The organism is Pseudoalteromonas sp. (assembly GCF_036960685.1).
Classification (GTDB): Bacteria; Pseudomonadota; Gammaproteobacteria; order Enterobacterales; family Alteromonadaceae; genus Pseudoalteromonas.
The window spans coordinates 118,230-141,834 of record NZ_JBALXK010000002.1 but is presented as its reverse complement, the minus strand read 5'-3'; the positions used below and the strand labels follow the sequence as shown (position 1 = coordinate 141,834).

16 protein-coding genes are annotated in these 23,605 nt (G+C 40.1%); 11 read left to right on the top strand and 5 right to left on the bottom strand.

Features of this window, described 5'->3' with window-relative positions; translation table 11 throughout:
• The first annotated feature begins 20 nt into the window (after nt 1-20).
• Together V7783_RS02760 and V7783_RS02755 are read left to right on the top strand one after the other, a co-directional pair.
• A complete protein-coding gene (locus V7783_RS02760) occupies nt 21-578 on the top strand; it encodes a cytochrome b (protein WP_192540717.1) in 558 nt (185 codons plus the stop codon).
• Nucleotides 579-1,157, top strand: coding sequence for a YceI family protein (locus V7783_RS02755; protein WP_335677435.1), 579 nt, complete (start codon nt 579-581; stop codon nt 1,155-1,157). It begins immediately after the preceding gene.
• A gap of 34 nt (nt 1,158-1,191) precedes the next feature.
• Here the strand turns inward: V7783_RS02755 and V7783_RS02750 are convergent, their stop codons facing one another.
• Complete coding sequence (locus V7783_RS02750; protein ID WP_335677434.1) at nt 1,192-2,049, bottom strand: TIGR02285 family protein; 858 nt, start codon at nt 2,047-2,049, stop codon at nt 1,192-1,194.
• Nucleotides 2,050-2,176: 127 nt separating this feature from the next.
• The gene (locus tag V7783_RS02745) at nt 2,177-2,320 is read right to left on the bottom strand and encodes a hypothetical protein (RefSeq protein ID WP_167542961.1); all 144 of its coding nucleotides are present in this window, start codon (nt 2,318-2,320) and stop codon (nt 2,177-2,179) included.
• 445 nt (nt 2,321-2,765) lie between these two features.
• On the opposite strand from V7783_RS02745, the gene V7783_RS02740 reads away from it, so the two are divergent.
• The 6 genes from V7783_RS02740 (at nt 2,766) to icd (ending at nt 13,124) form a co-directional block, all read left to right on the top strand.
• Nucleotides 2,766-3,347 carry a dienelactone hydrolase family protein gene (locus tag V7783_RS02740; RefSeq protein WP_335677433.1) on the top strand — a complete coding sequence of 194 codons (582 nt, stop codon included), beginning with the start codon at nt 2,766-2,768 and terminating at the stop codon, nt 3,345-3,347.
• A gap of 49 nt (nt 3,348-3,396) precedes the next feature.
• Nucleotides 3,397-4,353 (top strand): acetoacetate decarboxylase, encoded by a 957-nt coding sequence (locus tag V7783_RS02735; protein WP_335677432.1) that lies wholly within the window; start codon nt 3,397-3,399, stop codon nt 4,351-4,353.
• A gap of 10 nt (nt 4,354-4,363) precedes the next feature.
• Nucleotides 4,364-6,607 carry an NAD(P)-binding protein gene (locus V7783_RS02730; protein WP_335677431.1) on the top strand — a complete coding sequence of 748 codons (2,244 nt, stop codon included), beginning with the start codon at nt 4,364-4,366 and terminating at the stop codon, nt 6,605-6,607.
• A 109-nt stretch (nt 6,608-6,716) separates the two neighbouring features.
• Nucleotides 6,717-8,987, top strand: a complete 2,271-nt coding sequence (locus tag V7783_RS02725) for a TonB-dependent receptor (RefSeq protein ID WP_335677430.1) — start codon at nt 6,717-6,719, stop codon at nt 8,985-8,987.
• A 30-nt stretch (nt 8,988-9,017) separates the two neighbouring features.
• The gene (locus V7783_RS02720) at nt 9,018-11,738 is read left to right on the top strand and encodes a 7TM diverse intracellular signaling domain-containing protein (protein ID WP_335677429.1); all 2,721 of its coding nucleotides are present in this window, start codon (nt 9,018-9,020) and stop codon (nt 11,736-11,738) included.
• 129 nt (nt 11,739-11,867) lie between these two features.
• Entirely contained in the window at nt 11,868-13,124 is a 1,257-nt protein-coding gene (icd, locus tag V7783_RS02715; protein ID WP_335677428.1) for an NADP-dependent isocitrate dehydrogenase, read from the top strand.
• Nucleotide 13,125: 1 nt separating this feature from the next.
• Here icd and V7783_RS02710 read toward each other — a convergent pair whose 3' ends face one another.
• Nucleotides 13,126-13,575: a hypothetical protein gene (locus V7783_RS02710; protein WP_335677584.1), complete on the bottom strand. Its 450-nt coding sequence runs from the start codon at nt 13,573-13,575 to the stop codon at nt 13,126-13,128.
• A 295-nt stretch (nt 13,576-13,870) separates the two neighbouring features.
• A complete protein-coding gene (locus V7783_RS02705) occupies nt 13,871-14,614 on the bottom strand; it encodes a YciK family oxidoreductase (protein WP_335677427.1) in 744 nt (247 codons plus the stop codon).
• 231 nt (nt 14,615-14,845) lie between these two features.
• Between V7783_RS02705 and V7783_RS02700 the strand changes: the two genes are divergently transcribed.
• Complete coding sequence (locus V7783_RS02700) at nt 14,846-17,308, top strand: VolA/Pla-1 family phospholipase (RefSeq protein WP_335677426.1); 2,463 nt, start codon at nt 14,846-14,848, stop codon at nt 17,306-17,308.
• Between the two features lie 95 nt (nt 17,309-17,403).
• Nucleotides 17,404-18,420, top strand: a complete 1,017-nt coding sequence (sohB, locus tag V7783_RS02695) for a protease SohB (protein ID WP_335677424.1) — start codon at nt 17,404-17,406, stop codon at nt 18,418-18,420.
• A gap of 98 nt (nt 18,421-18,518) precedes the next feature.
• Here the strand turns inward: sohB and V7783_RS02690 are convergent, their stop codons facing one another.
• Nucleotides 18,519-19,850, bottom strand: a complete 1,332-nt coding sequence (locus tag V7783_RS02690; protein WP_335677423.1) for a dicarboxylate/amino acid:cation symporter — start codon at nt 19,848-19,850, stop codon at nt 18,519-18,521.
• Nucleotides 19,851-20,055: 205 nt separating this feature from the next.
• On the opposite strand from V7783_RS02690, the gene V7783_RS02685 reads away from it, so the two are divergent.
• Nucleotides 20,056-23,481: a hypothetical protein gene (locus tag V7783_RS02685; RefSeq protein WP_335677422.1), complete on the top strand. Its 3,426-nt coding sequence runs from the start codon at nt 20,056-20,058 to the stop codon at nt 23,479-23,481.
• Nucleotides 23,482-23,605: the final 124 nt, after the last annotated feature.

The following is a 23,605-nucleotide window of genomic DNA, read 5'->3' as shown; positions in this document are numbered from 1 at the left end:
GGATAGCGGAGTCAGTAAACATGTTTAAAAACACAAAATCTTCGTATGGTATTGTTGCAATTGCATTACATTGGTTAATGGCTGCAATGGTAATTGGTTTGTTTGGCCTTGGTTTATACATGGTTGAACTCACATACTATGATAGTTGGTATAAAGGTTCTTTAGATTTGCACAAAAGTGTCGGAATTACGCTGGTGGCGTTATTAATATTTCGCTTTGCTTGGCGTGCATTAGGTACACAACCGGAACCTTTATCAAACAGTAGTCCGGTGTTAAATAAAGTGGCACATACAGCACATCTATTTTTATATGTGTTGCTTTGTATCATAGTGATTTCAGGGTATTTGATTTCTACTGCTGATGGTCGTTCGATTGAGGTGTTTACGTTGTTTAGTATTCCCGCAATTGATTTTTCAGTAGCTAATCAAGCAGATATTGCAGGTAAAATTCACTACTATGTGGCGTGTAGCTTAATAGGACTTGTGGTATTACATGCACTTGGGGCGTTAAAACATCATTTTATCGATAAAGATAAAACCTTAATTAGAATGATCAAACCACAAAAGGATGATTTATAAATGAAAAAATTACTTTTATCAGCTGCCGTTGCTACAGCAATGCTTGGTACTACGGCTGTACATGCTGCGGACTACGTTATTGACACTCAAGGTGCCCACGCATTTGTAAATTTTAAAATTAAGCATTTAGGTTACAGCTGGTTACATGGCCGTTTTAATACCTTTGATGGTAGCTTTAGTTATGATTCAGCCAACCCGAATGCGTCACAAATCATGGTAAACATTGATACTAAAAGTATCGATTCAAACCATGCTGAGCGTGATAAGCATTTACGTGGTGGTGACTTTTTAAATGTTGATAAATTCCATAAAGCTACATTTAAAAGCACATCAATCAAATTTGATGAAGATGGCGATGAAGCTGACGTGACAGGTGAATTTACTCTACATGGCGTTACAAAAACAATTACCTTTGAAATTGATAAAATTGGTGAAGGTAAAGATCCATGGGGTGGTTACCGTGTTGGTTTTGAAGGCGAAACTAGCTTAAAATTGGCTGACTTTGGTATTGATTACAACTTAGGCCCAGCATCAACACATGTCGATATTGGTTTATATATTGAAGGTGTTCGTAAGTAATACACTTTATAAACAATAGCATATCTAAAACGCCTCACTTAGTTGAGGCGTTTTTGTTTATTTGTAGGCGTTGTTCAAGTAAGGGTTTTAGATTATCGGGTAGCCAACGCAACAGCACCTCCCTATAGGCGGGTTGTTGTTTTACCTGCTCCAGCGCAGCATTTAATACATTTACCTGTTCAATACCTTGCTCATTATTAGTGCATCCAATATAGCCATAACTAAGCTCAGGGGCTTCTGTTAGCGGCAATTGCATTAATTCATCATCAAAGCCCATCGATTTTGCTAAATAATAATGCTCACTTGGGTAGCCTAATAAAATATCAATACGTTTTTTCTTTAGCATGTAGGTTAAGCTAGCTAAGGTATCTCGCCCGGGGCGAATAATAATCGACGCATCGGCACTATTATTAATGACCGAATCAATTGCATCTCCGTATGAGCGGCTCATAGAAATACCCAAAGCGAGTTGATATTTACTAAGTAGGGCTTGTAATGATACGGGCTTATTAATATCAAGCTTGAGCCGCTGCGCAAGTTCTTTATGAATTGCAACAGAAGGTGATAGGCCAACCGTAGACGTTTGCTCGCTAAAGTAGATGTGTTGCTTACGGTGTGGGCTTTGGTAAAGAGACAACATGCAGTAGGTGTAATTTGGGTTTGTAAGCTCTTGAATGGTTCGACTCGATGGTAAAATAGTACGCTTGAATGTATAAGCAGGAAGTTGTTGCTCAAGTAAGCTAATCACACTTTCATCACGACCGGTGCCTGCATATTGATCGTTAAAAATATAGTAAGGGGCAAAGTCAGCGACGACCCAGTTGATTGTTTTAGCATGTACGGGAGCGCCAAGTAACAGCAATGAAAACGTAACAACAAAAGCAGACTGCATTAATTCAACCACAGATAAATGAATAATATGATTAAGTGTAGCAGTTGTTATTTAAAGGGGGGCATAAAAAGCAAAACGCCAGCATTTGCTGGCGTCATTTAATTGCAATAATGTAAAACACGATTGCTTAGTTGGCTTTTAACCATTTAACAAATTGACGTGCGTCACTTGCTTTAGTGAACAAGGCATTTTTTAAACCTTGCGTATCAGAAAAAATAACACGTTGTTTATTTACTGAAATTGATTGCACTGGATGTGCGATTTGGATCATAGATCCGTTGTAACTATAAGACATAATAAAACTCACTTTTTTCTTGTTATCTTTAATGTGCGCTAATTTCTTTATTAGCTTTCAAAGCACAATTAGATAGACCGTGTTGTGTTTAGCTTCATTACAGTGTTGACGATCTTTATGACATTTATGCGACTATTAAAAAAATATGCCGTAGTCTGAATTGGGGTTCTCGCCGTACAATAACTTAGCTCTATAATATACGTTTTGCGGGGCTTACTGGATCAGGGTAAAGAGGTTAACCGCGAGGCTTTTTTAGGACCAAGAGGCGACTTTACCCCAGCGCTTTTATTTAAGCAAGCGTTATTTTTAAATTTATTGCTAGTCATGTGGTTTTAACTATTGTATTTTATTTAGGTAAAGTGTCGAGAGTAGGTATGTTACTGCATTACTCGCCTTAACCCACAAATAATAAGAAGTAATTATGCAATATATAATCGTGAGTGATATTTTTGGTAGAACTGCGCATTTAACCCACTTCGCACGACAATTGCACGGCACGAGTATTGTGGTGGATCCTTATCAGGGTCAATTGCAGGCTGTAAAAGATGAGCAACAACAATACAATGCCTTTATGGCTAAATGCGGGCATGATCATTATCTTAAAAAGCTTAATATTATCCTCTCCCGTGTTGCAAAGCCGACCACGTTAATTGGCTTTAGTGCCGGTGGAGCTGCTGCGTGGCGAAGTCAAGCAGCTGTAAAAAATCCTCACCTAAAAAAATTAGTTGCTTTTTATCCGAATCAAGTTCGTCACCATCTAGATTTAGTTGCAAATGTGAAATGTGAATTTATTTTTGCAAAACAAGAAGGGCACTTTGATGTATTAGCTATTGCAACTAGTCTAGCTGAGCAAGCCAACGTGACATGTCAATTAGTCGATCACGGTCATGGCTTTATGAATCCCTTATCAAACTGTTTCGATAGTGTTGCTTATCAGCAATATAGCAAATATCTAATAGCAGAAAAAAATAGTCAATTATCCGCTGAATTTTCTACCTTGTAATAAAACACGACTATAATTACTTTTTAAGCTTATAAAATAATTATAAATTATGGCATCACAACACCCGCTTTATAGTCACTTTTTATCTAACCCTGTAGCTAAACCGCCTTGTCGCATGAGCAATGCAAATATGTATGGTTTTTTTGCAAAAATTGATCAGCTCAAAGTTCAAAATTATATTGATTCGACACTGAATCTTGTTGCCACAGATGAGCGGTATTTTAAAGGGATTGGTGAATACGCATTGCTGACGTTCACGGATATAGAAAAAATAGCCTCATTAACTGCCCCTTTTAGTGAGCAGGGTTGGATGCAAGAAACCGATATAATTATTTGGTTGCCGGTTGCACAGGTTGAAAAGCAAGGGAATGATGAAGATATTACCCACCTATATTGGTACCCGGCGTTTATTTGTGTAAATAATATTTATGCGTTAATAAACGGGCGAGAAACGTGGGGATATAACAAATATTTATGTGATTACCAAATGCCCAGCTCAGTTGAGATGCTCACAGATTTCTCCGTATCACTCGATTGTTTTAAACATTTTTCACCAACGTCAAAATTACAATCACAGCAATTATTTACTGTGATGAACACTGCAACAGTGCAAAATGATGGCATATTATCTGCCTTCGAAAATTTTGGAGAACAGGTTGCAAATTTATTCGATGGCGAGCATCTTGGTATTGATTTGGCATTGCTAAAGCAGTTACTGCATGGCTTTGTAAATCCACAGATGGACCAAATATTATTCAAACAATTTCCAGATGGCCAAGGAAATAATGCTGTTTATCAAGCTGTATTACATTCCCCTTCAGAAATAAAGAAAATTCATCAGTTCAAGCTTCTCAGTGGTGATTATCAGTTACATTTGCAGCAAGTAGATAGCTTCCCTTTAGCGCAAATGTTTGGTTTACAGCTAGGATCGCAAGCTGTGTATTTGCCGTTTTATATCAAAATGGATTTTGATCAACTGCAAGCAACACAACTGCTCCCAATGTAAAGGCATCAACATGGAACAAGAAAAAATAGCCATTATTGGTGGTGGCGTAGCAGCAATGACCGCGGCGTTATACCTTACAGAGCAAGCTAATTGGCAGCAGCAACGGAAAATTACGGTTTATCAGCAGGGCTGGCGTTTAGGAGGAAAAGGCGCCAGTGGCCGTAATGGAGCAATGGGACAACGCATTGAAGAGCATGGTTTACATGTGTGGTTTGGCGCCTATGTAAATAGTTTTAAAACTATTGAGACCGTTTATGATAAATTACAGCGCCCAGCTACGAGTGCGCTCAGTACTTGGCAGCAAGCATTAAAACCCCATAGTTTTATCGCCTTGCAAGAGAATATTGATGAGCAGTGGCAAACTTGGCCAATAAACTTTCCAGTTCTAGCGGGTAACCCCGCAAACGGCAGTCTAGATATTACCGTCTGGGATTTTGTAAAAATGACCCTTGCGTGGTTAAAAGAGTGGATCCCGCAATTTGAGTTAGCGGCCACTGCGCGTGCTAAAAGCACGCAATTAGTTACAAAAAAACCGCGTGACAAGTATTTATTACAGCATTTTCACCAGCAAATTCACACACTGGTTACAGATAGCAGCACTGCATGGCAAACCTTTACGGGTGATATAGAAAATCTAAATCATGAAATTACCTCTACACCCAGTTTACTGGTCGATAAGCTCAATAATTTTGTGCAAAGCAACACCACATTACAACCGCATTTATCAGAAAAAAAAGACAGCTTAGTTATTTGGTATATCGTTAGAAAATTAAAGCGTTGGCTAAGTCAAGAAGTCACCGAGTTATTGGATGATAATGCGACGCTTAGACGCATTTATATTTGCGCTGATCTGGCAATAGCTATGCTAATTGGCCTTATTAAAGATAAAGTCTACCGCGATGGTTTTGCCGTAATTAACAAGTATGACTTTCGCCAGTGGTTATTAAAAAACGGCGCAAATGAACAATACAGCGTTGATTCAGCCCCTGTAAGAGGCTTTTATGATTTAGTTTTTGCCTATCCGCAAGGGGATTTTAATAAACCGAATGTTGAAGCGGGAGTTGCTGCACTTGCGATGCTTAGAATCGCATTGTGTTATCGCGGCGGCGTAATGTGGAAAATGCAGGCGGGAATGGGCGATGTCATTTTTGCACCGCTGTATGAACTGTTAAAGCAAAGAGGGGTGAAGTTTGAGTTTTTTCACCAATTGCAGCAGCTCACTCCAGGCGTTGATAACAATGGCAAGCACTGCGTTGATACCGTGTTATTACAGCAACAGGTGAGCTTGAATACCCCTGAAGAATATCAACCCTTAGTGAATGTGAAAAATTTACCCTGTTGGCCAAGCGAGCCGCTTTTTCAACAAATAGATTCAGCACAAGCTGAATTATTACAGCAATATAATATAAATTTAGAATCATTTTGGAGTGATTGGCCAGGGTGTTACGAAACGCATTTTGGCGCTTCACTCCCCACTAAAACACTGCAGTTTAAGGAGGATTTTGATCGGTTGATCCTGGGGGTTTCAGTTGCATCATTAGAACATGTTTGCCCGCAATTATTAGCAATAGACGCAAACTTTGCTGCACAAGCAAAAAATGTACTGTCAGTTGCCACTCAGGCCAGCCAGCTTTGGTTAACTAAAACAGATCAGCAATTAGGTTGGCAATATATGCCAGCAAGTGAAGAAGGGCCTATTTTGAGTGGTTTTAGTGAACCATTTGATACCTGGGCTGCAATGAAAAATTTAGTTGAGAAAGAGCAATGGCCTGTAAATGATACGCCACAAAATATAGCTTATTTTTGTAGCGCATTTCCCTGTCAAGTATATCCGCCGCAAAATGATCATAGCTTCCCGGCTCGGGCTAAAGCACAAGTGAAAGCGAATTTAAGCCAATTGATAACCACAAATTTACAGCCGCTATGGCCATCAGCTTATAACAATAATGATTTTGACTGGTCGGTTTTATATGCCAGCAATGCAACTGAGCAAGCGCGGTTAGAACAACAGTATTGGCGAGTGAATGTTGATCCAAGTGAACGCTATGTGTTGTCAGTTACAGGCTCAAGTCAATACCGTTTAGCAACGGATGGTACTGTGTTTAGTAATTTATTGATCACCGGGGATTGGATAAAAACAGGCGTTAATGCGGGCTGTGTAGAAGCTGCCGTTATGGCTGGCATGCAAACAGCACGAACACTGTGTGGTTATCCGGTGCAGATCAGTGGTGAGGATGCATTTCAATCGCGATAAAACAACTCTCAGAATTAGGTATTTAGGCGACTTTAATCAATAAATTAGTCTATAATCACAAATAATTACAGTATGTTTACATATATTCGGTATAAAGGTTTATTGTTTTATGAAAAGCCACATTTCAGCTTTTTCAAATAGTATAGTGATGCTGTGCTCATCGAGTCTGGTTTTGTCTGCTGCTGTGCAAGCACAAAATGACGAATTGGCTGTCGCCAAAAGTAGCCTTGAAGTGATTGAGGTGTATGCCCAAAAGCGGGCGCAAGCAATTGAAGATGTTAGTATTGCAATTAGTCAGGTGAAAGGGCATACCCTAAAAAATCAACATTACAAAGATTCAACAGAACTGTCGATATTTGCGCCTAATTTAAAAATTAGCCAAAATGCAGCAGAAGGCACGCCGCCTGCAGTTAATATCCGTGGTGTTGGTCTTGTTGATTATAATACTGCTAATACCTCTCCGGTGGCCATTTATATTGATGATGTTTCAGTAGGCTCTGCAAGCAATCAAATCGTAAACTTTTTTGATATTGAACAAGTTGATATTTTACGAGGTCCGCAAGGTACTTTATTTGGTCGCAATGCGACTGGTGGGGCTATCTTAATTCGAACTAAGCGCCCTGAATTTACCGAGACTGGTTATCTAACTGCGGGTATAGCAAATAATAATGCATTTAACATTGATGCTATGTATAACAATCAATTAACTGATAATACAGCATTTCGTATTGCTATAAATCATCAAGATTATGATTACTCAACACACAACGCATTTAGTCAGTCACCGACTGCGGGTATGGAGCAAACGAATGCCCGGTTATCACTATTGAGTGAGTTTGATGGTGTACAATTATTGTTACAAGGCCATATAGAAGATTGGCAGGGAATTGTTCAGCCAGTAGGAAATATTGGTGTAGTTGCTAACCCTTTAACAGGCGAGCTATGCAGCCCAAGCGAGGCGGGTTCAACAAATTGTTTCGATAACTTTGGCTTTAATGATGCCAGTGACGATTTTTATACCGTTAAGGTCAATAATGATTCACCTCATAAAACTGACGGCAAAGGACTAAGCGCGCATATTAATTGGCAACTCAATGAGCGCAATGAAGTCGTTGCGATTAGTAGTTATAACCAATTAGAGCGTACCCATGCATTTAATTGTGATGGCTCGCCAGCACGATTATGTGAAGGGAATTTAGGGCTTGATACTCACTTATTTAGTCAAGAGCTTCGCCTACAAACACAATGGGATGAACATACTTTAACCAGTGGCCTGTACTTCGCGGATGAGTCAATTAAGCAAAATAATATTAATGATATTCTCCGCGATTTTAGGGGGATCCTCGCCCCAGATCTCACTGCTACTTTCTTTTACGATAATAAAATTGATACGCAAAATATGGCTGCTTTTAGCCAGTTAGATTATCAGCTTAATTCCGATTGGTTAATCAGTGTTGGCTTACGGTATTCCTATGAGTCACTTGATTATGACTCAGTCGCACAGTTAAATGTGGTAGTCGATAGCGCGGATTTAGCGGGCGTATTAGTGCCATTTTATGATGTGCATGGGCAGCAGTCCGACAACGGGTTTTCTGGTCAATTTGCAGTGAACTATCAGGTAAGCGATACAACCCACGGCTATTATCGCTTTAGTAATGGCGCCAAAAGTGGCGGCTATAATGGGGGTTTTCTATCGTCCCCTGAGCAAGCTGAATTAGCTGATTATGGCAAAGAGCGGTTAAATGCGCATGAAGTAGGTACTAAATCATGGTGGCCAGAGCAGGGGATTCGGTTTAATTGGGCCGCATTTTATTACGACTATAATGATCAGCAAGTGTTTATGAATCAGCCCTCACAGTCCCCGCAAAAACCACCTGTGCAACTTCTTGAAAATGTCGGTGACTCAGTGATTTATGGCCTTGAAACAGAAGTTGATTATCAAGCTACGGATGCTTTTTCGATGCGTTTAGCTTTGGGTTATATTCCTCATGCGGAATTTGAAGAGTTTGTCGATCCCTTAGGTAATAGTTTAACTGACAACCGCTTACCATTTACCTCAAAGTGGAATGTCAGTGCCGGTATTGAATATCGCTTAGCGCTTTTTGATAACCCTTTAACAACACAATTATTAGTTGATTATCAGTCAGAGTATTATTTTGATCAAAATCAAAATCCCTATGCAAAGCAGGACGGTTATAGTTTAGTAAATGGTAACATTCGCTATCAATTGGATAATCTGAGTTTTGTATTTTGGGGCAAGAACTTATTCGACACTGAGTACAGTAATTTAAAATTTGATTTAAGCTCGTTTCTTGGCATGCTAGAAGACTTCAAAGGGGAAGGCCGTCGCTATGGTCTGGATGTTAGTTATCAATTTTAATAGCTTGCTTATAAAACGAAGGTCTAATGTATGTTGTCAAAGGTAGTATACAGTCTGTGGAGTGTCATTTTTATTGGCCTATTAACAACTTATACTTGTGAAGTGCGCGCAACAGCCAACCCCGATGTATTTATATATACGGAGCAACAACAAGACATTAATTTGTTCCAAGTTGGTACGTTACTCGCCGCCAGCAATGATGGTTTTCCGCGCTCCAGTTCGCATATAAAAAGCTGGCTTGATAATAAGCGGCCGCAATCCACAACCACGTATTTTGGTGGTAGTTATTGGCTGGCTGTGGAACTGGAAAATCAAACGCAACTAGATGAATTAGTGTTGTTTCCTTACAACACTCTAGTGTCGCGTATTGAAACACGTGTCTATGATATGACTGATCCCACCATGATCTTTGCTCGCTACTTGACTGGTGGTATCGAAAAAAATGAATTTGCTTTTCATTATGGCAATAAAATAACGCTTACCCCCGGCAAGCGTTATTTTATGATCACTAAGTATGAAAGCGACTATTTTTATACCCCGCCAAAACTTGTTTTAAAGCCCTATACAGATTACTTCTCACAGATCACCGCAGAAAATATGATCATGATGTTATGTTTTGGAGTGGGCATAGCACTGGGCTTGTATAATTTATTAATTTACTTAGGGGCCCGCGATGTTACGCATCTTTATTATGCGTTGTTTACAGCCTGCTGGGTGTTTGCCTGGAGTCAGTTTTTTCATATACCTGATCAAATTTTTGGTTTTTACAGCCCACATTTGCATTGGGTTGGTTTTGTTTTAATACCGCTGACTAATATTCTATTTTTTAATAGCCTCCTTAAACTCAAAGAAAGCTTTCCGCGATTATCTTATGCATCCTTTGTATTGGCTACAGTATCAACGGCAGGGGTCCCATTTGCGGTATTATGGCCTGGTTTTGGCTTTATTTGGGCAACCATAGTCACCGGTGCTACTTTATGCCTTGGGCTGTACATAGGCATACGCAGTTGGATGAGTGGTTTTAAGCCTGCACGTTTCTTTGTTTTTGCCTACCTGGCTATGGCTATCCCTAACATGGTGGGAAACCTAACTAATCTAGGCGTGTTACCACAAATTACAATTGATTTATACTTGATTGGTTTAATAGGAACTGCCCTCGATGCTATGTTATTGGCTTTTGCCGTGGCAAACAAATTCAGTATTTTGCACGACGAAAATGTTGAGCTGACAAAAAATCTCGAGCAAAAAGTTCAACTGCGCACCCAAGAGTTACAACATTTAGCCGAAGAACTTCGCGATGCCAGTGAAGCTAAAAGCCGCTTTTTAGCGAATATGAGCCATGAAATTCGCACCCCCATGACCTCAATTATTGGTTACGCAGATGGTATTATTTTAGGGGATATTAAACCCCATGAACGTAATCATGGGATACGGGTCATTCTACAAAATAGTCGTCATGTATTGGGCTTAATTAATGACATATTGGATATGTCAAAAATCGAAGCTAACCGTCTTGAGATTGATTTAGTGGAGACCGACTTATTTGCCACCATAGCCAATATTGAGTCATTACTGGGTAAACAAATACGTGATAAAGGCCTTAAATTTAAAGTTGAGTATCAATTTCCATTGCCTGACTGGATAGTTTCAGATCCAATCAGGCTGCGGCAGATATTATTAAACTTAACGGCTAATGCCCTCAAGTTTACGACGGTAGGGCATATTCAATTAGTCGTAAGCTGTAGCAAAGAGCAGTTGGTGATCAAAGTTAAAGACACCGGCATTGGTATGACCGATGCGGAACAAGCTGATTTGTTTACACCATTTTATCAGGCCGATTCGTCAATTTCTCGTAAGTACGGTGGCACTGGACTTGGCTTAAATATTTCAAAAAGCTTAGCTGAAAAGTTAGATGGTGATATCACGGTACATTCTCATGTTGGAAGTGGCAGTGAATTTAGTCTCAATATGGCATTGTACACACCAGAGCGAGTTCGGTGGATCAGCAGTTTTGAAGAAATAGGCGAGAGCACAATAAAAGAGTTGCCAAGCCAGTGCCAACGCAATTTAGTTGGTGAAGTACTAATAGCTGAAGATCATCCAGAAAACCGCGAGCTTATTAAGCGTATTTTAGAGCGGATGGGATTAACAGTTACCGCAGTTGAGAACGGCCAAGATGCAGTACAAGCGACTTTAGACCACCAATTTGATTTAATATTATTAGATATCCAAATGCCGATAATGGACGGTGAACAAGCGATACATATTATGCAGGCAACGGGTATAACGACACCGATTGTTGCGTTAACGGCTAACACCATGAAACATGAAATAGACCGTTATTTAAAACAAGGCTTTATTGATCATATCGGCAAACCGATTGACCGCAGTGAGTTTAGTCAAAAAATCGCCAGCTATTTAGATATTGAAATGCATGAGGAAGTGAACCTTCCTGAACATGAATTTGAAGCTCTTAAACAAGTGTATATTGACGGCCTTAAAGCGCAGCGAATGACATTGAATAAGCAATACACGCAAGGTGATATTGACGGCTTTTCACAAAGTGTGCACATGTTAAAAGGGACCGCGGGTATGTTTGATTGCGATACCTTGTATCAACATGCACTCAAGTTAGACAAAGCATTGAAAGCAGACCGGGTAATTCTAGACAGCGAATTAGTGTTGAATGTACTTAATGAAATCGACGAAATACTTCACAACTCACGCAGTAAAGAAGATTTTCACGGCTAATATCGAGTTACGCGAGACATGTATTATTTAATTGTTGAATACTTACTATAAGCGCTAAAACCACGACATCAGCGGCTAACCATGGTTTAATTGTGGTATCAAAACTCTATAACAAAAAATGGCAACCCTATGAGTTATCAACATATTGAAATTCCGCCTCAGGGCGAACAAATACGTATTGATAACACAGGTGTTTGGCATATACCTGCACAGCCCATTATTGCTTATATTGATGGTGATGGGGTAGGACAAGATATTTCCCCATGCATGCGTAACGTTGTTAATCATGCAGTGCATTTATGTTATCAAGGACAGCGTCAAATTCATTGGATGGAAGTGTTTAATGGTGAAAAAGCGGCGCAGCTATATGATGGCGATTGGTTTCCTCAAGAGACGATCCACGCTGTACGGCAATTTAAAATAGCAATAAAAGGGCCGCTAACGACTCCACTCGGTGGTGGTTTTCGCTCATTAAATGTTGCCTTACGCCATGAAATGGATTTATTCGTCAATATGCGCCCAATCAAGGGTTACTCTGCATTGCCTTCGCCATTAAAACACCCTGAAAATACCAATATTGTGGTTATTCGTGATAGCTCAGAAGACGTCTACTCAGGCATTGAATGGCAAGCAGGCAGTGTAGAAGCTGAGAAAATGTTGGATTTTTTATGCCAAGAGATGGGAGTAACTCGACTGCGGTTCGATCAGCAATGTGGTATAGGGATTAAAAATATCTCTAAAGAAGGCTCAGAGCGTTTAGTACGTTATGCTCTGCACTATGCTTTGGTGCAAAATAGCAGCTCAATCACCTTAGTTCATAAAGGCAATGTACTTAAATTTACAGACGGTGCATTTAAGCGTTGGGGATTTGCTTTGGCTGAACGTGAGTTTGCTGCGCAAGCGCACGCTAATGGACGCTGGTTAGAAATACCTAGACAAGGGCAAGCCCCACTTATTATCAAAGAAGTGATTGCCGATAATATGTTACAGCAAGCGTTAATGACTCCTGAGCAATTTGATGTGGTCGTAACCACTAATCAAAATGGCGACTACCTAGCGGATATGTTGACCGCGCAAGTGGGCGGCATTGGTATTATGCCTGCGGCTAATTTGAATAACGAAGTGGCATTTTTTGAACCCACACATGGCACATTTACACGTATCGCAGGGCAAAATAGTGCAAACCCAACGAGCAGTATATTAAGTGCAGTAATGATGCTGCGTTTTATGGGTTGGCAAGAAGCTGCACAGGCGATTGAAAATGCTTTAAGCCAGACATTAAATGTAGGTGAAGTGACGTTTGATTTACAACAGCAGCAAAACTCGACTATCCTCAGTTGCAGTGATTTCACGCAAAGGATAATCGAGCGTTTAGGCTATTCATGATCTACGCTGCGTTGGCATTTTTAAGCGTTGCACGATATGTACAAGGTCTATTAGTCAAGGTTGCAGCGCGTTGGTAAATCGCTTTAGCACCTTGTTCATCACTTAGTGTTCCACTTAAAGTATCCATTAAAGCAACTACAATAATTGCAGGAACCTGACAGCAATACTCATCTAACACGGCCGTTGTAGTTTGCGCATCAACATGACAATGGGGATGGTTTTGTTCAACCTGATATGCATGTAGTAATGTTTGAACATCTAAACTGTCATTTTCAAAATGTTTGTTTTTACGACATTGACAGCCAAACTCATCCACTAGTGTTGCTAATGCTTGATAAACATCATCACAATCAAGCGTAATTTGCTGACAAAGCTGTTGTTCAATGAAAGTGTGTAAATGACCATCGATGAATAATCCGTCTTGTTGAGTAAAGCTTGCTGTAGTTTGCATCATAATGTTGTCTCTTAATTGTTGTGGTTAACTCATTGGGTATGGGTTTACTTTAGTGCTAAGTTCACTATTTATGAAATTGTTGTTTTCAATAACTGATATTGATTTAATCAATAATAAATTGAGTGGTGATTACAAGGGGATGTTTTGTGTAGGCGATAGTTAAATGATGTTCTGAAAGGAAGGCCATCTTTGAGCACTAAATTAAGTATTTAAAGGGGGGAGGTATAGCAATCAACCAGTCAACTTTACAAACTGGCAGATTGCTTAAGAGCGATTTTACTCAAGCGTCAGCTTATTTTGTTTGTGCATCTAATGATTGACCATTCACATCTTTAGAATCGTCACTCATTAAGTATAAATAAGTTGGCATTAAATCTTCAGGGCACGCTAGTTTGTCACGATCCTCGCCTGGATAGACACTGGCGCGCATTGCTGTATGGGTTGCCCCTGGGTTAATGCAATTGATGCGAATATTCGTTTTACCGACTTCACATGCCCATGTTTGCATCATGCCTTCAACAGCAAATTTGGAAATCGCATAGGCTCCCCAAAACTCACGGCCTTGGCGACCAACGCCAGAAGAAGTAAAGATAATTGACGCTGAAGGTGATTTACGCAACACAGGAAACATGTATTTTGTGATCATCGCCTGAGCCGTCACATTCACTTTCATGATGTTATCAAAGGTAGAAGAACAAAAATGTTCAAGTGGACCTAATGAACCAATGATAGCGGCGTTATTAAGTAAACCATCAAGGCGGCCAAACTGTTGCTCAATGGTAGCGCCTAAATCGCGAAAGTTTTGCTTACTTGCGCCCTTGATATCCATAGGTACGATGGCCGGTTTTGGACCGCCAGCTGCCACTATTTCATCGTAAACTGCTTCAAGTTTGCTGGTGGTTTTACCGAGTAAAATAACGGTAGCGCCATGTTTTGCATAAGTTATAGCGGCAACACGGCCAATGCCATCACCCGCACCTGTGATCAGGATAACTTTGTCTTGTAGGGCATTTTCAGCCGCTTTATAAGTTTGCATAATAAAGGTCCAAAAGAATCAATTTCAATGATTTTAACATAGCAAAACACCAAGTTATCGAATTTATTGCAAAATAAGGTGGCGAAATTTGAAACTTTACGTTAACTTTAACTGGTCTAATGTCTTATTAATAATCTAATTACAATATTTTAACCAAATATTACGCTATAACTTAAAAGAATTTAAATTTAACACACACATAAAAAAAAGATTACGTGCGGAGCAAACAACATGAAAAAAATGCTACTCTCACTTGCAATTACAGCTGCTCTAGCTGGTTGCGGCGGCGGTGAAACGTTAGAAGATGTTAAAAACGATACACCACCGGTGATACCTGCTGCTACGGTGAAATTTGACCCTGCGAATGGGGTGATTTCGGTGCCAAATGATCTATTAATGAGTGGCACAAAAGATGGCACTATTAACATACCTGGTGAACTAGATGCCAGTGGCACCTCAGTACCACGAGCAGCCTATGCGAATCCATCATTGGCATTAGGGGCGCTAGATGGCTGGTCAAGCCAAGTACCTTATAAAATTGATTTAACTTTTCCCGTGGATGTTAGTTCAACAGCTACGCCACAACCTAAGCTGAGTCTAGATCAAGCATCTGCATCTGCACCGGGTGCTGTACGCATTTTTGAAGTGGTTATGGGGGCAAGTTTAACCGATGCTGAGTGTTCACAAGTTCCAGCTGGTATAGCCTGTAAACTGCTTGGCGAACTTACCTTTGGTGTTGATTTTATTACTCAGGGCAGTGGTGACGCGGTTGCGATCATTCCTTTAAAACCGTTTAAAGCCGGTAGTTCTTACATAAATGTATTAACAACTAATTTGAAAGATTCAGCAGGGCGTTCTATTGAGCCATCATCGACCTATGGTTTAGTAAAACAAGAAGCACCGTTAATTACTGATTCTCAGCTTGTTTTGCAAGGGGTGATCAATAGCTACGAAAATGTCATTACATCTGGTGGGGCAATTACTAAAGATGAGATTATTTTTTCAGCTGCAATGACGATTCAGTCTGTAGGCCCAGTACTTGCAAATATTAAAAAGTTGCTAGCGGCAAGTTTACAGAATCCAGCCTTACCTACACCGATGGTACAAATTCCTGAACAACCTATGTTAACGGTTGCGCAAGTGTTCGCTTCTCAAGGTGTTACAGGCCTTTCACCAGCATTTACAGGCGTACAATACCAAAAAGGTAGTGTGACGCTACCTATGTATTTATCACAACCGACAGGTAAAGACATTGCTGATTTAGCAGATACATACTGGCAAGGTATGTGTGATAACGCTGTGGCAGTATTAGGTTATAAGGCCGCGGAGGGTGAAGATTTCCCAACTGAACCGGTTAGTATTAATGATGCGACATGTCAGGCATTAAGTGGTGGTCAATTACGTGATTTTGGTTTAGATACAACAAGGCATCTAACTAAATACAATTCGCTACCTAAAACACAGAGCTTAAATGATGTGCCGGTGCAAGTGACTAAGCCAATTTTACCTGTGATCAATGGTGTGCGTGGGCAACTAGGTTTGCCTGCCATTGAAATGCCTGCAGGTGGTTGGCCAATTGTGATTATGCAACACGGTATAACCTCTAAAAAAGAAGATATGCTGGCATTAACTGCGAGTTTAGCAATTCAAGGCTTTGCTACGGTAGCGATTGATCACCCAGTGCATGGGGAACGTGGTATTGATGTGGATAACGACGGTGTTGATGATTTTAACGCATCAACGGGTTCTGTACTTGCGTATATGAATTTGCAATCGTTATTAGTTGCCCGTGATAATTTAAGACAATCAGCAGCTGATTTACTTGGCCTTCGTTTAGGTTTGAACTTGACCAATGATACGTCTTTAAATAGTCAAGATGTGTCATTCATTGGTCATTCTTTAGGTTCAGTTGTTGCTCCAGCATTTATTTCGCAAGCTAATAATCCGTTAGATGAACAAGTTGATGGTCTATTTAAAGTTAATACCGTGGCTTTAGCGAGTGGCGGCGGCGGGATTGCCAGCTTCTTACTTGAGTCGGCATCTTTTGGGCCATTTGTACAAGGCTCAGTATTATTAGCCGCAGGCACTGCTGAATCAGCTGAGTTTGCAACCTTCCTTGAAACGGATGCCGTATCTAACTGTGGTGCTTTGATTGCTAATCAACAAGCCTATGTTAGTTGTGCTTATCCTGAATACATTACTTCTTTAACTGTCGCTGGTGAGAGCGCCAAGTTAGCCAATATTCAGGGTGTAATGACGCAATTCTCATTTGCGGCACAAACGGCACTTGATAGCGGGGATCCGACAAACTATGCCGCAGCCGTTCAAGCACTTGGGACACCTGTTTATATGAATGTGGTGGTTGGTGACGGAGAAGGTAATAAGCCAGATCAAGTGATTCCACCAACAACCGTGAATAACCCACTTGCGGGTTCATTGCCATTAGCTAATTTAATGGGCTTAACAACAGTAACCCAATCACAAGCGCCAACGGGTGAGGGCATGAGTTACCTAGTGAAATTTACCAAAGGGCATCACAGTTCAGTGCTCACACCTGCACCAAATGAAGCGGCAGGCTCAACTGTAGAAGCGAGCGCGGCAGCGACAACTGAAATGCAATTACAAATTGCCAGTTACCTTGCAACCCGAGGCCTTGCGTTATCAATTGATAACACTGAGATTGTCACTGACTAATTCTCAAGCGTATTAAAAAGATGAAAAGCCACTGAAAAGTGGCTTTTTTTTGTTTGAATGGTAAATTAGGTCAAATTTTTATATGGAGAATACAATTGGAATTTTTATATGAGTACGGCCTTTTTCTGGCTAAAACCGCGACTTTTGTGATTGCCATTGCTGCAATCATCTTGATAAGTGTTGCTGCAGCGGTAAAGCCTAAAAGTAAAAAAGGTGAAATTGAGATTGATGATATATCAGAGCAACTCGATGATTTAAAAAATAACTTTATTGAAAGTACCTTATCAAAAAAAGCCTTAAAAGAGCATCATAAAACCCAAAAAAATGCGGCTAAAAAAGCGCTTGAAGCAGATAGCAAACCTAGATTATATGTTATTGATTTTAATGGCAGCATGGATGCGCATGAAGTAGATAGCTTGCGTGAAGAAGTAACAGCAATTGTATCAATTGCTGATCCTAAGCAAGATAAAGTGCTGGTTAGATTAGAAAGTGGCGGCGGTGTGGTGCATGGTTATGGTTTAGCTGCATCCCAGCTGCAACGTTTAAAAGATAAAGGGATTCACCTGAGCGTTTCAATAGACAAAGTAGCAGCCAGTGGCGGCTACATGATGGCATGTGTGGCGGATGAAATAGTTGCTGCGCCATTTGCTATTGTTGGTTCAATTGGTGTAATTGCGCAAATCCCAAATTTTAATAAAATTCTCAAGAAAAATGATGTTGAATTTGAACAAGTCACCGCTGGTGAGTTTAAGCGCACATTAACGCTATTCGGTGAAAATACTGATAAAGCGCGAGAAAAATTCAAAGAAGAGATTGAGCAAACCCATGATTTATTCAAACAGTTTGTCAGCAGCCAACGACCTAGCCTAGATATAGACTTAGTGGCTACAGGCGAGCACTGGTTTGCAACTCAAGCAATTGATAAAGGTTTAGTTGATAAAATTCAAACCAGTGATGACACCTTACTCAGTCATCAAGATGAGCGACAAATATATAAAGTACACTACAAAGTTAAAAAGAGCCTCAGTGATAAATTTGCTATTGGCCTGAGTAACACAGTGAATAAAACCGGCGTATCGTTAGTTTCGCGTTTTAAAGGCTTAAACCCATAAAGTTACTGCCGTTAAATAACTAGCATTTAGGCTAAATAATAAAAAACCCGCAAATTTAATATGCGGGTTTTTTATTGCTGACTAGCGATTTAACAGAGTTAGTCAGTAGATTTATGATAATCCTCTAAATCTTTGGCTGCATCAGGGTCGTTAAATACGTCCTCATCCAATTGACCTTCAGATTTAGCGACCACACAGGTAACCATACAATCACCTGTTACATTCACAGCGGTACGGGTCATATCAAGTAATCTGTCAACACCGATAATGATTGCAATCCCTTCTACAGGCAAACCAACTTGATTAAGTACCATGGCTAGCATAATAAGTCCTACCCCTGGCACACCTGCGGTGCCAACAGAGGCGAGCGTAGCGGTTAGTATTACCATTAAGTAATCGGAAATGGTTAAATCAACACTGAACACTTGCGCTATAAACACCGTTGCAACACCTTGCATAATTGCTGTGCCGTCCATGTTGATTGTGGCACCCAGTGGTATGGTAAATGAAGCGACTGAGTTTTTTGCCCCTAATTTTTTTGTGGCGGTTTCTAATGTGATAGGCATAGTTGCACTTGAGCTTGAAGTACTAAAACCAAACAGGCATGCATGCTTCATTTTCTTTAAAAATATAATCGGGTTTAAGCCCGTTAATAGCTTTAATAAAATGGTGTAGTTAACAAACGCATGAATAGCAAGCGCTGCCATCACCACACCAAAGTACTTAGCGAGGCTAACGATCAAGTCTACTTCAATGGTTGTAAATAGTTTTGCCATTAAACAAAACACCCCGTAAGGTGCTACGTTCATTAATAGGGTCACTAATTTTAATATAACGGTATTTAAATCTTCAAAAACGACAGCTACTCGTTTACCTGCGCTGCCACTTAATGCCATGGCGATACCAAATAACAAGGCAAACACTATCACCTGTAGCATGTTACCGCTGGCCATTGCATCTATTGGATTGGTTGGAAACATATCAATAATAACTTGTGCAAGCGTTGGCGCTTCTTTTGCACTGTAGGCGGCATCAGTTGGTAAATTAATACCTTCACCTGGGTTCACTAATAAGGCCAAAGTAATGGCGACTGTAATTGCAATCGCAGTCGTAATTAAGTAAAGGCCGATTGATTTTCCGCCTAATCGGCCTAATTTTTTCGGGTCACTTAAACTACAGGTACCACAAACAAGTGAGACAAATACAAGTGGCACCACGAGCATTTTCAAACTGGCGATAAATATTTGTCCACCAATATGAAATAAACCATCAACAAAAAAGCTCTTAATTGGCAAAGAGAATAATCCAAGTGGGATTAGATAATCGTCTTCGCCAGCTAATATTGCTTGGAAAATAAAACCTACAGCAACACCCAAAAACATACCAATCATGATACGGGTGGTTAAACTCATTGAACGGATTTTTGACATAGTAACAATCTATTTTTTATAAATTTGCCATAGCCTACCAGCATGCAGATTTTTATACAGAAAAAATTGATAAATATGAAAAAAAAATATTGCTCAAAAAAACCATAAAAAAGTAATAAAAGTTGTGATTTTAAAGCTTGATATAGGTTAATATTGGGTAAATTTTATATTTAAATAATTAATAACAAACGCTAGGGAGAAGGCAATGCCTTTAATGCGATGGCTCAGTGTCGTAATGTTAAGTTTTTTAATCACGGCGTGTGGTGGCGGTGGAACACTTGAAAAGGACGGTGGAACAATTGGCGGTGATGAAACTGCTGAATATACAATAACTGTCCAAGGTTTTTCAGTGAACGGTGGCGAGCAAAAAAATACTGTAGAAAATGCAGCGCCATTAGAGCTTATATCTCAGGTAATGAAAAATGGCGCGGCTGTTTCTAATCAGCGGGTTACGTTTACATTAGCCGATAGTATCGGTTCACTAAACCCTACTTCTGGCTCTGCCCTAACAGACAGTGATGGTCAAGCACGTATTCAACTCCTTGCTGGCACCACTGAAGGGGCAGGTCAAGTCACTGCAACCTTTTCTGGAGGAGAGCAATCTTATTCTGCTACCTTTGCATTTATGTCAGCTGGGGATGGTGGAGATACCAGTGTCGTTGGGACTTATGCCCTGAACTTACAAATACTGGATCAGTCTGGAGCTGCTTTTACAGAAGCAAACCCTGTCAGTAAAAATAACAAAGGGGTGGTAACCGCAACGCTTACAGAAAGTGGGGTTCCACTTGCTGGACAGTTAATCAGTTTCACAGCGAACTTTACAGGTAAAATAACCCCTGAACTTGGTACTGCACTGACTAATGAAAATGGTATTGCCAAAGTTACACTCAGCAGTGGCACGTTAAAAGGGGCTGGACAAGTAATAGCTAGTTATCAGCCTGAAAATAGTGATTCGGTAACGAAGATGCTCGGCTTCATATCCAGTGGTGATGACGCATCAATTGCGACTGCTGTTGCAAATGTGGATGTTAAACTTTTGCAAGGCTGTAACGAAGGCTGGGATGCTAACCGAAGCTCAGTATCTTTAGAATCAACTTATCTTACATCTGGTTGTATTGAGGTAAATCAATTCTCATCAGAACAATTGATTGATGTTTTAGTTAAAGTAACAGATACAAGTTCAGGTGATGGGTTTGCAGGTATTATTAGCGAAGCAACGACTGATCTAGGCAGTTTATTACCAGAATCTGGTAAAGCGTTAACTGATAATTTTGGTTTTGCTTTGTTAAAACTGCAACCAGGTGCCAATAGTGGAGCCGGAGAAATTACTGCAACTGCTAAATCGGCTGATAATAAAAAAGCGTTTGAAATTGCGACGGCAGATCTTACCGTGACTATCACGAATGGCTTATATAATAAACTTGATGCTAATGGAAACATTATCGCGAATGAGTTTATTCCACTCGCTGCAGGTGCTACGACTGTAATCACAGTTAAAATATTTGATTCAGAAGGTAATTTGGTTGTTTCAAATCTCGATGTAGAATTTACCTCTGGGTGTGTTCAGAATGAGTTATCTGTGATGGACACGAGTACAACTAGTATAAGTGGTGTGGCAACTGCAACATACCGTACTAATGGCTGTAGCGCTGCTCAAGGAGATACGATAACTGCAACTGTATTAACTGGTGGAGCGCCAGTTGTAAAAACAGTTAATATCCCGGTTTCAAGTGCTGCAATAGAATCTATAGAATTTGTTGATGCGACAGAATCTGTAATTGCACTAAAGAGCACGGGGGGGCAGTCACGCTCAGAAACGTCTGAAATAACATTTAAACTAAAAGATAAAATTGGCAAAGTAGTACCAAGCAAACGTATAGATTTTCGTTTAAGTGCAGAAAATGGCGGTATTAGTCTATCCCATGACCGTGTTTTTACGGATGCTGAAGGTTTAGCGCGAGTACAAATTAACGCGGGTTTTGTTCCAGTAGCTGTTCGAGTGCAAGCATGCTTTATCCCGGAAGAACAAATACCAGAAAATCAAACCGATGATATTACATGTTGGCAAGATGTTTACCTTGAGTGCCAAAAAGATCCGACATTGCGTGATCCAAGTGTATCATGCCCACAAGGTGAGATGCTGTTAGTTGGTCTAGACGAGCAAGTTATCACCGTGTCAGATTTAGTGTCAATTAGTTCAGGTTTGCCTGACGGGAATAGCTTTACCGCTGGCGCAGAAATCATCAATATTGAAGCACTAGACTATATCGGTGTGATAAACAATATTTCAGTCTATTTAGCTGATCATTTTAATAATCCAGTCCCTGATGGCACCGCCGTTTATTTAACAACAGAAGGTGGTGCAGTTGGCACTATAGATGATGAGGCATTTAATCCACAATTAGAATGTCGTACCGTTGATGGTGAGTGTAATGCACAATGGCGTAGTCAAAATCCTAAACCATTTACTGAGGCCAAGTGGGGTAATGAAATTAGCTCAATAAACCCAAAAACTAACTCGATAAATTGCGATTTGTATATGGGAGTTGCTGCAGCACCTTGTATCGCTGGGATTTTAAATAATAGAGTAAGTCCCCTTGGTGTACCTTTAGGTGGTAGAACCACTGTACTTGCAACAGCTAAAGGTCAAGAGTCATTTATTGATATCAATGGTAACGGTCGATTCGACACTAATGAGTACTACAGCGGTTATGACTTGCCTGAAGCGTTTGTAGATCATAACGAAAATGGTATTTATGACGGTTTGGCTAGCATATATGACCCTGTCACTGCTCAAACAATTAAAGACGGCAGTTTTTGTAATGATGGTGATGCGAACGACCCATGTAGTCCTGTAAATACTAATGGGGGGCACTTCGAGGAAAGCTTTGATATCGATCTAAATGAAATGCATACCTTAGCTGATGGTAAATATAATGGACTGTTGTGTACTGAAGCCGCAACATCACCTTCACCAGATGCAACTTTTGCAAGTTTATGTAGTAAAGATTTAATTGACGTACGTGATTCGTTTGTAATTGTTATGTCGGGAAGTACAGTATATAGCCGTTTTGTCGTCGCAAAAACCGAGTTAGAAAGTCAATTTGCGAGTTCATTAAATGAGTTTGAGGTTGATGGAACAGGCGCACCAATTTTAGATGGAAATGGCAACACTATTCTTACTGCCAATGCTATTCAGTTAGCACTGGACATCCAAAGTTGTAGCTCAATTTATGCAGAGGCTGGAAATTCAGCCACAGACTTAGTTGTCGCATTAGATCCTACAGATGATACAAGCAACTGTGATTTGGGCACCATTGATTTAACCCCATCAGCAGATGGAAGTAACGAACTCGAGGCACTATCTTTTGCGCTGTATTATTCTGATCGGTATAACAATCCAATTCCATCAGGTACAGTTATTTCAATTAGTACTGATAATGGCAAGTACAGCGGTACAGATGGATTTGCAATGTTAGAAAGTGCGGCAACAGCAGCACACTCAATTCCACTTTCGATCAGTCGTGAGGCTGAACCTAATAAAAGTGAAAGTGGCTTCTTATCAGTAAGTTTTATTACACCTAGAGAAGTAGAAACGGTCGCGCAACTCGCTATTAGGGATGCGGGCTAATTTCATCTTAATCGATATAAATTAAAAAATGCCAACCTTAAGGTTGGCATTTTTGTTGCTATTCTATATATTCCACTGCAAATACCGAAAAACATCGTTTTGTCTAAATTAACGGCAATAATTG